Genomic DNA, 11,644 nt, shown 5'->3' with positions numbered 1-11,644 from the left:
CGGGCTCCGCCATCCTGACGGAATGACCCGACGACAACCCCCACCGCAGCCACCGGACGAACGCCGTACGGTACGCATCTCGAAGTACCTCTCCAAGCATCTGCGCCACCAGCCCGAGCGCATCGGGCTCGTGCTCGACGCCCAGGGCTGGACGGAGATCGACGCGCTGCTCGCGGCGCTCGCCCGGAACGACTTCCCGGTCACCCGCGCGGAACTCGACCACGTCGTCGCGTCCAACGACAAGAAGCGCTTCGCCGTCGAGGGCACCCGCATCCGCGCCAGCCAGGGCCACACCGTCGAGGTGGACCTCGACCTGCCGCCCGCGGAGCCGCCCGCGTACCTCTACCACGGTACGGTCGCCGCGGTGCTTCCCGCGATCCGGGCGGAGGGGCTGCGCCCCATGGCCCGCCACCACGTCCACCTCTCCCCCGACCGGGAGACCGCGACCCGGGTCGGCGCACGTCGCGGCCGGCCCATCGTGATCGCCGTCGACGCCGGAGCCATGCACCGGGCCGGACACGTCTTCCGCGTCAGCGCCAACGGGGTCTGGCTCGCGGACACCGTCCCGCCGGAGTTCCTGCGCCTCCCCGGCTGAGAACGGGCCGCGGACCCGTTGAGGCATGATCGTTTCCATGGCTCACCCGCACCTGCCCAGCACCGAAGCAGCCGTCGTCGCGATCCGCGAGCTCGCCCGGGAGTTCCACCTGGAGATGACGGTGACCGACGACATCGGCGCGGACCGCACCTCCCGGCGCACGTCCGCCGACGCGTTCGCCGTCCTCGACGACGACGGATCGCTGCCGCACGAGGCCTACGTCGAACTGGGCGGCTCGCCCTCCCTCACCGTCCAGATCTTCCCCGAGGACGACGCCCGGATCACCGTCGACGGGATCGAGTTCGCGGACGTCCCCCGCGACTCCGTCCCCGCCTTCGTCCGCGCGGTCCACGGCGGCACCGCCCACATGAAGGGACGCTTCTTCCCGCCCGGCTGGTGGCTGGTCGTGCCGCTGCCCGGCGACGAGACGTACAAGGAACTCGTCGTCGGCGCCTCGCTCACCCCCTGGATGAACCGCAACGTCCGCTGAAGCCGCCGCGCGTATCGTGGCAGTCATGCGCTTGAGTACGGTGATCCTCCCCATCCACCGATGGAGCGAGGGGCAGAAGACCTGGCAGCGGGCCGAAGAACTCGGCTTCCACGCCGCTTACACCTACGACCACCTGTCCTGGCGGACCTTCCGGGACGGCCCGTGGTTCGGCGCCCTGCCCACCCTCACGGCGGCGGCCACGGCAACCGAGCGGATCCGCCTCGGCACGCTCGTGACCTCGCCGAACTTCCGCCACCCGGTGACGCTCGCCAAGGAGCTGATGGCGCTCGACGACATCTCCGGCGGACGGATCACGCTCGGCATCGGCGCGGGCGGCAACGGCTTCGACGCCACCGCGCTGGGGCAGGAGCCGTGGACGCCGAAGGAGCGCGCCGACCGCTTCGCCGAGTTCGTGCCGCTGCTCGACCGGCTCCTCACCGAGGACGCGGTGACACAGCGGGGAACCTTCTACTCGGCGGACGAGGCCCGGAACATCCCCGGCTGCGTCCAGCGCCCCCGCCTGCCGTTCGCGGTCGCGGCGACCGGTCCGCGCGGACTGAAGCTGGCGGCCCGGTACGGGCAGGCATGGGTGACCACGGGCGACCCGAAGATCTTCGAGGACGGCACCCCTGAGCAGTCGGTGGCGGCGCTGCGCGGCCAGATCGAGAAGCTCGGCAAGGCGTGCGCCGACACCGGCCGCGAGGTGGCCGAGCTCGACAAGATCCTGCTGACGGGCTTCACGCCGGACCGCGGCCGGCCGCTGGAGTCCGTGGACGCCTTCGTCGACTTCGCGGGGCGCCACCGCGAACTGGGCTTCACCGAGATCGTGATCCACTGGCCGATCCCGGACTCGGACTTCGCCGCCGACCAGCAGGTCTTCGAGTCGATCGCCACGGAGGCGCTCACCCAGCTGGACTGACGGGACGGCGCCGGCGACGCTCGGGCGGCTGACGCCGGCGCTGGGACGGCTGACGTCGGCGCTCGGCGACGGCCGACGTCGGTGCTGGGGCAACCGCCCCCGCACCCGGGCGGCCGGGCCCGGCGCTCGGGCGGCTGACGCCGCTGCCCGGGTGCCGGCGTCGGCGGTTTTCGGGCAACCGACGCCGGCCCGCGCTCGCCGAGAGGGCCGTTCGCCCGGTGGATCAGGCGATCCGCCGGGCGTGGCCCCTCCACAGGGCCAGCAGGACGAGGGAGCCGACCGGTTCCGGACCGGCCGCGCAGACATCGAAGTGGCTGACCCGGCAGGTGTCGGACGGCACGGCGGAACCCAGGTTGACCGCGGTTCCGTCCCCCGCGATCCGCCACCGGCTGCCCGCCGGGACGGCGGACGTGGCCAGCTCCCCGGGCTCGATCATGATCCAGCGGCCCCGCACCGTCCGGTGCCAGGCGGCCTGGGCCCCGCACCGCCGGCAGGCGGAGGCGGCCGGCCCCGTCGCCCTCGGTACCGCGGGTGCCGTTCCCCCGGAACGGGGCTCCGGTACGCCGACGGCCGCACGCCGCACGTCCCGTATCGCCTCCCCGAGGCGGAGGTCCCGCACGACGCCGCCGCGCGCCGCGAACGACGCGGCGTCGACCAGACCCGCCAGGACATCCCCCACCAGCACCGGGTCCCGGGCGGGGTGCGCCGCACCCGCTCCCTCGCACGGCGTGCAGAGGACCATGCCGAGACTCGGGACCCACGTCCCGTACGGCGCACCGCAGGAGTCGCACTCGTCGTTTCTCCGGCCCGAGCCCATGCCCCGCCCCCCTTGAGACGTCATCAGCTCTCAGGGATTTTCCCCGTCAGCCCGAAAACGAACGGACGTTTACGGCCACGTCGGGGCGTAAGCACCCGGCCGCCGGGGTACCGCCCACTCGAAAACCGGCCACTCATATGTGCGGCTCCCCGCACGCCCGTGCGTTTCGTGCGGAAGAATGGTGCGGTGACCACTCCCCGTTCCCCGCGCACCCCCGCCCCGACGGTCCGACTGATCGCCACCGATCTCGACGGCACGCTCCTGCGCGACGACAAGTCCCTGTCCGAGCGCACGGTCGCCGCCCTCGCCGCCGCCGAGCGGGCCGGGATCGAGGTCTTCTTCGTCACCGGCCGCCCGGCCCGCTGGATGGACGTCGTCAGCGACCACGTCCACGGCCACGGCCTCGCGATCTGCGCCAACGGCGCCGCCGTCGTCGACCTCCACGCCGGAGGCACCTTCGTCGAGGTGCGCCCGCTGGAGCGGCAGGCCGCCATGGACGTCGTCGTGGCCCTGCGCGCCGCCGCGCCCGGGACCTCCTTCGCGGTCGAGCTCACCACCGGCATCCACTACGAGCCGCACTACCCGCCGTTCCACCTCGACCCCGGCGCGACCGTCGCCACCGCGGAGAAGCTCCTCTTCGAGGAGGCGCCCGGCGCCGCGGCCCCGGTCCTGAAGCTGCTCGCCAAGCACCCGGACCTCGACCCCGACGTCTTCCTCGCGGTGGCCAGGGAGGCCGCCGGAGACCGGGCGTCGTTCACCCGCTCGGGACCCTCCGCGCTCATCGAGATCAGCGGCCTCGGCGTCTCCAAGGCGTCCACCCTGGCCCGGTGCTGCGCCGAGCGCGGGATCACCGCCGACGAGGTCGCGGCCTTCGGCGACATGCCCAACGACATCGAGATGCTGAGCTGGGCGGGCCGTTCGTACGCGATGGGCGAGGCGCACCCCGACGTGATCGCCGCCGCCTCCGGCCGAACGGTCGGCAACAACGAGGACGGGGTGGCCGTGGTCGTCGAACAGCTCGTGGCCGAAGCGGTGCGGGCGGCCGGGACCACGACACCGCAGGGCTGAGCCGCGCCGGGGGGCCGCACCCCCTACAGCGGCGCCTCCCACACCACCGTCGTCCCCCCGCCGCCCTCCCCGATGCCCGGCCCGCACCAGCTCGCGCCGCCCAGCGACTCGGCCCGGCGCGCCAGGTTGCGCAGACCGCTGCGCCGCCCGCCCTGCGGGATGCCGATGCCGTCGTCGGCGACCTCAAGCCGTACCCCGGCGGAGCCGTCCGGCAGGGTGACGCCGGCGTCGACGACCACCTCGATCCGGCTCGCCTCCGCGTGCCGGAAGGCGTTGGACAGCGCCTCGCGCAGGGCGGCGATCAGGTTCTTGCCGGTGAGCTCGCCGACCGTCGCGTCGATCGCGCCGAGGAAGCGGTGCGCGGGCTTGAAGCCCAGCGGCACGGCCGCCATGTTGATCTCCCGCAGGACCCGGGTGCGCAGCCCCGACGGAGCCTCCGCGGGACCCTGCTGGAGCGCGAAGATCGCCGTACGGATCTCCTGGATCGTCACGTCCAGTTCGTCGACGGCCTTGCCCACGCCCTCTTGAACGGCCGGCACGACCGACCGCCGCTGGGCGCTCTCCAGCATCATGCCGGTGGCGAAGAGCCGCTGGATGACGAGGTCGTGCAGGTCGCGGGCGATCCGGTCGCGGTCCTCGTACACGGCGAGGCGCTCCCGGTCCCGCTGCGCGTCGGCCATCATCAGGGCCAGCGCCGCCTGCGAGGCGAACTGGGTGGCGAGCGTCCGCTCCGTCTCGGTGAACTGGCGCCCGCCCCGCACCCGGGGGGTGGCGAGCGCGCCGAGCACCCGCCCGCCGCTCTGCAGCGGCAGCATCATGCTGGGGCCGTACGCGGAGGTCAGCCGGCTGATCATGCGCGGGTCGGTCGAGGCGTCCGACACGAAGACCGCCTCGCCGTCCAGGAGCCGCCGCACCACGGCGCTCTCGGGCGGGATCACCACGCCCAGCGACTTCGTGGGCCGGGGCGAGGAGACGGCGACGATCTCCAGGCCGCCGTCCTCGGACGGCAGCATCACGATCCCTGCGTCGGCGTCGGCGAGACGGCGGGCCTGCTCGGCGACGACCGTGAGGGCGTCGTCCGCGTCCCCGCCGGAGAGCAGCGCGGTGGTGACGGCCACGGAACCGTCGATCCACCGTTCGCGCTGGCGGGCTGCCTCGTACAGGCGGGCGTTGCCGATGGCGATGCCCGCCTCGGTGGCGAGCACCCGGACCATGTGGACGTCGTCGTCGTTGAACTCGCCGCCGCCGTTCTTCTCCGCGAGGTACAGGTTGCCGAAGATCTCGCCCTGCACCCGGATGGGGACACCGAGGAAGGTCCGCATCGGCGGGTGTCCGGGAGGGAAGCCCGCGGAGCGCGGATCGGCGGAGAGGTCGGCGAGGCGGATCGTCCGGGGGTCTCGGATGAGCGCGCCGAGCAGCCCCGCGTGGCCGTCGGGGCGGTGTCCGATGCGGCGGGCCACCTCCTCGTCGACGCCGAAGGTGACGAAGTCCGACAGGCCCTTGCCCTCCTCGTCGACGACGCCGATGGCGGCGTAGCGGGCGTCGGCGAGTTCGGCGGCGGTCTCGCAGATGCGGTCGAGGGTGGAGTGGAGTTCGAGCCCGGTGCCCACCGAGCGCATGGCTTCCAGGAGCTGCGGCACGCGGGCGGTGAGCTCCGTGGACAGCCCCTGGAGGCTGCGGGTGGCCTGGGTGGCGGCTTCCAGGGGGTCCGAGGCGTCGGACGCTGCGGCGGTCATGGGCTTGAGCCTAGTAAGTCCTATTTGGCGAGAAAAGTCAGCCGGTGCCTACGGTCGTGGCCCGAGCGGCCCCCGGTCGCTCCCGGAGGCCGCGCCGACACCCGCGCCGACGGCCAGCAGGTCGGTCTCCCGCTCGTGTTCCAGCATCCGGCGCAGCGGTCCGTCCGCCTCTGCGAGCTCCGCGTACGGGCCGCGCTGCACGGTCCGGCCCTCGTCCAGGACGAGTACCTCGTCGACCGCGTCGAGTCCGTGCAGCCGGTGGGTGATGAGGACGGTCGTCCGGCCTTCGGTGGCGCGGAGCAGATCGTCGGTGAGGGCGTCGGCGGTGGCCAGGTCCAGGTGCTCGGCCGGCTCGTCGAGGACGAGGACGGGGAAGTCGGCGAGGAGTGCGCGGGCGAGCGCCAGGCGCTGCCGCTGGCCGCCGGACAGCCGGGAGCCGTGCTCGCCCACGAGGGTGTCGAGTCCTTCCGGGAGTCCGTCGACCCAGTCGAGCAGCCGGGCCCGGCGCAGCGCCTCGCGCAGCTCCTCGTCGCTCGCCCCGGTCCGGGCGAGCCGCAGGTTCTCGCGGACGGAGCTGTCGAAGAGGTGGGCGTCCTGGGCGCAGAGGCCGACGAGCCGCCGTACGGCGTCGCCGTCGAGCTCCCAGGCGGGCACCCCGCCCAGCCGGTACATGCCGGCCTCCACGTCCAGGAAGCGCAGCAGCACCTGGGCGAGCGTGGTCTTGCCGGAGCCCGAGGCGCCGACGACGGCGACCCGGCGTCCGGCCTCCAGGGTGAGCCGGAAGCCGGCCAGCGCCTCCCGGTCCTGCCCGGCGTGCCGGGCGGCGAGCCCGGACAGTTCCAGCGGGAACGGGCTCGCCGGGGGAGTCTCGGGCCGGGCCGGCTCGTGTACGGGGACGGGGGCGTCGAGCACCTCGAAGACCCGCTCGGCGCTGTGCTTGACGCGCTGCCGGTACTGGACGGCGAGCGGCAGCCCGGTGACGGCCTCGAAGGCGGCGAGCGGCGTGAGGACGACCACGGCGAGGGCCACGCCGTCGAGCCGTCCGTCCGCCACGGCCCGGACGCCGACGACCGCGGCGGCCGCGACCGTCAGGCCGCAGACCAGGGCGGAGAGTCCGGCGCCGAGCGCGGCGGCGGCGGCCTGCCGGGAGGCGATGCCGGTGAGCGTGCGGTCGGCGGCCCGCGTCCGTTCGATCCGGTCGCGCAGGGCGCCGGCGACGGTCAGTTCGGCGCAGCCGCGCAGCAGATCGGCCACGGCGGTCGCCAGCGCGCCGCGCGCGGGGGCGAGCCGCCGTTCGGCGCGGCGGGCGAGCGCCCCGCTGACCGCCGGCACGAGGACCCCCGCGACGAGCAGGCCCACGGCGAGGACGGCACCTGCCTCGGGCAGCAGCCAGGCGGTGAACCCGGCGGAGGCGACGCCCACGACGAGCGCGGCGCCCGCCGGGAGCAGCCAGCGGAGCCAGTAGTCCTGGAGCGCGTCGACGTCCTGGACGAGCCGGGAGAGCAGGTCCCCACGGCGGGTGCGGCGCAGACCGGCGGGGGCGATCCGCTCCAGGCGCCGGTAGACGGAGACCCGGAGCTCGGCGAGCATCCGGAGGACGGCGTCGTGCGAGACGAGCCGCTCGGCGTACCGGAAGACGGCCCGCCCGATGCCGAACGCGCGCGTGGCGGTGACGGCCGTCATCAGATAGAGCACGGGGGGCTGTTCGGAGGCACGGGAGATGAGCCATCCGGAGACGGCCATGAGCCCCACGGCGGACCCGAGCGCCAGGCTCCCGAGCAGCAGGGCGAGCCCCATCCGCCCCTTGAGCTCTCCGGCCATGTCCCGCACCCGTGCGAGAACGGCTGCCGGACGCGTGGTGGGCAGGGGCTCCGCCTCGGTCGGATCCGGCGGGCACGACCCCGCAGCGGCGCCGCTCTCGGGCTCCGCGCCCGCCCCCGCATCCGTACGACCAGGGTCCGAGCCCTCCACAGCCGCGCCACCGGCACCGGGGCCACCACCGGCACCCTCGCCCGACGGGGCCGTGCCGACCTGCACCACCCGGTCCGCGACCGCGAGCAGCGCCGGCCGGTGTGCCACCAGCAGCACCGTCCGTCCCGCCGCCAGCCGCCGCACCGCGTCGACGACCCCCGCCTCCGTCTCGCCGTCCAGCGCGGCCGTCGGCTCGTCGAGCAGCAGCACCGGCCGGTCGGCGAGGAAGCCCCGGGCCAGCGCGAGCCGCTGCCGCTGGCCCGCGGAGAGTCCGGCCCCGTCCTCACCGAGCGGGGTGTCGAGCCCCTGCGGCAGCCCCGAGACGAACCCGTCCGCCCCGGCGTCCCGCAGCGCCTCCCGCACGGCCTCGTCCGAGGCGTCCGGGCGGGCGAGCCGTACGTTCTCGGCGATCGTCCCCGCGAAGAGGTACGGCCGCTGCGGCACCCAGGCGATCCGCGACCGCCAGGCCTCCAGGTCCAGCGCGGCGAACGGCCGGCCCCCGACCCGTACGGAACCGCTCTCCTGCGGCGCGGCGAACCCGAGGACGACATCGAGCAGCGTCGACTTCCCGGCCCCGCTCGGCCCGACCAGGGCCACCGTCTCCCCGGGCTCGACCGTCAGGGACATCGCGTCCAGCGAGGGCTCGGCGCGCCCGGCGTGACGTACCGTCACGCCCTCCAGCTCCAGGCGTACGGACTCCGGGACCTCGCTGCCGGCGCCGTCCCGTACCGGCTCCTCCAGGACGTCGAAGATCTCCTCCGCCGCCGCGAGCCCCTCCGCCGCCGCGTGGAACTGCGCGCCGACCTGCCGCAGCGGCAGATAGGCCTCGGGCGCCAGGATCAGGATGACGAGCCCGGTGTACAGATCGAGCTCGCCGTGGACGAGGCGCATGCCGATGGTCACGGCGACGAGCGCGACCGAGAGGGTCGCCAGGAGTTCCAGGGCGAAGGAGGAGAGGAAGGCGATCCGCAGCGTGCGCATGGTCGCCCGGCGGTACTCCGAGGTGATCGCGCGGATCGACTCGGCCTGGGCCTTCGCCCGGCCGAAGATCTTGAGGGTGGGAAGCCCGGCCACCACGTCCAGGAAGTGTCCGGAGAGCCGGGAGAGCAGCTTCCACTGCCGGTCCATCCGGGCCTGGGTGTACCAGCCGATGAGGATCATGAAGACCGGGATGAGCGGCAGGGTGACGACGATGATCGCCGCCGAGACCCAGTCCTCGGTGACGATCCGGGCCAGCACCGCCACGGGCACGACGACCGCGAGCCCGAGCTGCGGCAGATAGCGGGCGAAGTAGTCGTCCAGGGCGTCCACACCGCGGGTGGCGAGGGCGATCAGCGAGCCTGCCTTCTGGCCGCTGAGCCAGCCCGGACCGAGCGCGGCCGCACGGTCGAGGAGCCGGCCGCGCAGTTCGGACTTGACCGCCGCGCTCGCCCGGTGCGCGGCGAGCTCGGTCAGCCAGGAGACCAGCCCCCGTGCCGCCGCGATGCCCGCGAGCAGCAGCAGGGGCGTGGTCAGGGCGGAAACCGACTGGCCCTTCCGGAAGGACCCCACCACGATCTCGGCGATGAGCATCGCCTGGGCGATGACCAGCGCCGCCCCGACGAGGCCGAGCGCGACCACCGCGATCAGGAAGACGCGGGTGGCCCTGGCGTACCGGAGGAGGCGCGGATCGATCGGTTTCACGTGAAACATGCTCCCTGGAGAGGGCCGGCTAGTGGGTCCCGGCGATGTGCTGCGTACCGATCCGCTTGCGGAACACCCAGTAGGTCCAGCTCTGGTAGAGCAGCACCAGCGGGGTCGCGATCGCCGCGCACCACGTCATGATCTTGAGCGTGTAGGGGCTCGACGACGCGTTCGTCACGGTAAGGCTCCACTCGGGGTTGAGCGAAGACGGCATGACGTCCGGGAAGAGCGCGAGGAACAGCATCGCCACGGCCGCGGTGATGGTGACGCCCGAGAGCGCGAACGACCAGCCCTCGCGGCCCACCTTGATCGCGAGGATCGCTCCGACCAGGGACACCACGGCGATCAGCATCGCCGCGAGGCTCCAGCTGTCCCCGGTGTCGAGCTGGGTCCAGATCAGGAAGACGAGCGCGGCCACCGCCGTGACCAGGCCCAGCTTGAGCGCGAGCGCCCGCGCCCGGACCCGGATGTCGCCGACCGTCTTGAGCGAGACGAAGACCGCGCCGTGGAAGGTGAAGAGCGTCAGGGTGACCAGGCCGCCGAGGAGCGCGTACGGGTTGAGCAGCTCCCAGAAGCTCCCGACGAACTCCATGTCCGCGTCGATCTTCACGCCCCGGACGATGTTGGCGAAGGCCACACCCCAGAGGAACGCGGGGATCAGCGAGGTCCAGAAGATGGCCTGCTCCCAGTTGCGCTGCCAGTCCTCCTCGGGCCGCTTCGCCCGGTACTCGAACGCGACCCCGCGGATGATCAGGCAGACCAGGATGATCAGCAGGGGCAGGTAGAAGCCGGAGAACAGCGTCGCGTACCACTCGGGAAACGCGGCGAAGGTCGCACCGCCGGCCGTGAGCAGCCACACCTCGTTGCCGTCCCAGACGGGTCCGATGGTGTTGATGAGGACCCGCTTCTCGGGCCGGTCGCGGGCGAGCAGTTTGGTGAGGATCCCGACCCCGAAGTCGAAGCCCTCCAGGAAGAAGTAGCCGATCCAGAGGACGGCGATGAGTACGAACCAGACGTCGTGGAGTTCCATGCCTCGATCTCCTGAGCCTCAGTACGAGAAGGCCATGGGGCGGTCGGGGTCACGAGAGTCCCCGCCGATCTTGGTGGGCGGGTTGAGGTCGTCCTCGGTGAGCTCCGGAGGGCCGGCCTTGATGTACTTCACGAGGAGCTTGACCTCGATCACGGCGAGCACGGCGTAGAGCGCGGTGAAGACGATCATCGAGGTGAGGACCTCGGCCGTGGTGGTCCCGGGGGAGACCGCGTCCCGGGTGCGCAGCACTCCGTAGACGACCCAGGGCTGACGGCCCATCTCGGTGAAGATCCAGCCCCAGGAGTTGGCGATCAGCGGGAACGCCATGGTCCAGAGGGCGACGATCCAGTACCACTTGCCCAGGCGGGGGCTGAGCGCCTTCCGCTTGAACAGGACCAGGTTCGGCACTTCGTCCTCACCGGTCCGCAGCCCCGGAGCCAGCATGAACTTCTTGCGGGTCAGCCAGAGGCCGATCATCCCGATGGTCAGCGAGGCCATGCCGAAGCCGATCATCCAGCGGAAGCCCCAGTAGGCGACGGGGATGTTGGGCCGGTAGTCGCCGGGGCCGAACTTCTCCTGCTCGGCCTTGTTGATGTCGTTGATGCCCGGGACGTACGAGCTGAAGTCGTCGTTCGCCAGGAACGACAGCAGGCCCGGGATCTCTATGGCCACCTTGTTGTGGCCCTTGTCGACATCGCCGTACGCGAAGATCGAGAACGGCGCGGGCGCTTCGCCGTCCCAGAGCGCCTCGGCGGCGGCCATCTTCATCGGCTGCTGCTTGAACATGACCTTGCCGAGCAGGTCACCGCTGATGGCGGTGCCCAGGCCGGCGATGATCAGGGTGATCAGGCCGAGCCGCAGCGAGGTCCGCATCACCGGGATGTGCTTCTTGCGCGCCAGGTGGAAGGCGGCGATGCCGACCATGAACGCGCCGCCGACCAGGAAGGCCGCCGTCATGGTGTGGAAGAACTGGGTGAGCGCGGTGTTCTGGGTGAGCACCTGCCAGAAGTCGGTGAGCTCGGCCCGGCCCCGCTCCTCGTTGATCCGGTAGCCCACCGGGTGCTGCATCCAGGAGTTGGCCGCGAGGATGAAGTACGCGGAGAGGATCGTGCCGATCGACACCATCCAGATGCAGGCGAGGTGGATCCGCTTGGGGAGCTTGTCCCAGCCGAAGATCCACAGACCGATGAAGGTCGACTCGAAGAAGAAGGCGATGAGCGCCTCGAACGCGAGCGGCGCACCGAAGATGTCGCCGACGAAGCGCGAGTAGTCGGACCAGTTCATGCCGAACTGGAACTCCTGCACGATGCCGGTGACGACGCCCATGGCGATGTT

At 72.6% G+C, this 11,644-nt stretch carries 9 protein-coding genes; 4 read left to right on the top strand and 5 right to left on the bottom strand.

Annotated features, from left to right (window positions below; genetic code table 11):
* Positions 1-22: 22 nt before the first annotated feature.
* The 3 genes from AMK27_RS18630 to AMK27_RS18620 are packed head-to-tail and all read left to right on the top strand — an operon-like array spanning position 23 to position 2,004.
* Positions 23-595: an RNA 2'-phosphotransferase gene (locus tag AMK27_RS18630; protein WP_073908859.1), complete on the top strand. Its 573-nt coding sequence runs from the start codon at positions 23-25 to the stop codon at positions 593-595.
* Positions 596-632: 37 nt separating this feature from the next.
* Positions 633-1,085 carry a hypothetical protein gene (locus AMK27_RS18625; protein ID WP_073908855.1) on the top strand — a complete coding sequence of 151 codons (453 nt, stop codon included), beginning with the start codon at positions 633-635 and terminating at the stop codon, positions 1,083-1,085.
* 25 nt (positions 1,086-1,110) lie between these two features.
* Complete coding sequence (locus tag AMK27_RS18620) at positions 1,111-2,004, top strand: LLM class flavin-dependent oxidoreductase (RefSeq protein ID WP_073908850.1); 894 nt, start codon at positions 1,111-1,113, stop codon at positions 2,002-2,004.
* A 223-nt stretch (positions 2,005-2,227) separates the two neighbouring features.
* Here the strand turns inward: AMK27_RS18620 and AMK27_RS18615 are convergent, their stop codons facing one another.
* Entirely contained in the window at positions 2,228-2,746 is a 519-nt protein-coding gene (locus AMK27_RS18615; protein WP_241847536.1) for a DUF6083 domain-containing protein, read from the bottom strand.
* Positions 2,747-3,007: 261 nt separating this feature from the next.
* Between AMK27_RS18615 and AMK27_RS18610 the strand changes: the two genes are divergently transcribed.
* Positions 3,008-3,889: an HAD hydrolase family protein gene (locus tag AMK27_RS18610; RefSeq protein ID WP_073908845.1), complete on the top strand. Its 882-nt coding sequence runs from the start codon at positions 3,008-3,010 to the stop codon at positions 3,887-3,889.
* A 23-nt stretch (positions 3,890-3,912) separates the two neighbouring features.
* Here AMK27_RS18610 and AMK27_RS18605 read toward each other — a convergent pair whose 3' ends face one another.
* The 4 genes from AMK27_RS18605 to AMK27_RS18590 form a co-directional block, all read right to left on the bottom strand.
* Entirely contained in the window at positions 3,913-5,625 is a 1,713-nt protein-coding gene (locus AMK27_RS18605; protein WP_073908843.1) for a GAF domain-containing sensor histidine kinase, read from the bottom strand.
* Positions 5,626-5,673: 48 nt separating this feature from the next.
* Entirely contained in the window at positions 5,674-9,288 is a 3,615-nt protein-coding gene (gene cydD, locus AMK27_RS18600; protein ID WP_073908840.1) for a thiol reductant ABC exporter subunit CydD, read from the bottom strand.
* 19 nt (positions 9,289-9,307) lie between these two features.
* Complete coding sequence (gene cydB / locus AMK27_RS18595) at positions 9,308-10,309, bottom strand: cytochrome d ubiquinol oxidase subunit II (RefSeq protein ID WP_073908837.1); 1,002 nt, start codon at positions 10,307-10,309, stop codon at positions 9,308-9,310.
* A gap of 18 nt (positions 10,310-10,327) precedes the next feature.
* Positions 10,328-11,644, bottom strand: a 1,317-nt coding sequence (locus tag AMK27_RS18590) for a cytochrome ubiquinol oxidase subunit I (protein WP_241847535.1), incomplete at its 5' end; no start/stop codon positions are given.

Source organism: Streptomyces sp. CB02009 (genome assembly GCF_001905825.1).
Taxonomy (GTDB): Bacteria; Actinomycetota; Actinomycetes; order Streptomycetales; family Streptomycetaceae; genus Streptomyces.
The sequence above is the reverse complement of the archived record's forward strand: the minus strand, read 5'-3'. Positions and strand labels throughout refer to the sequence as shown.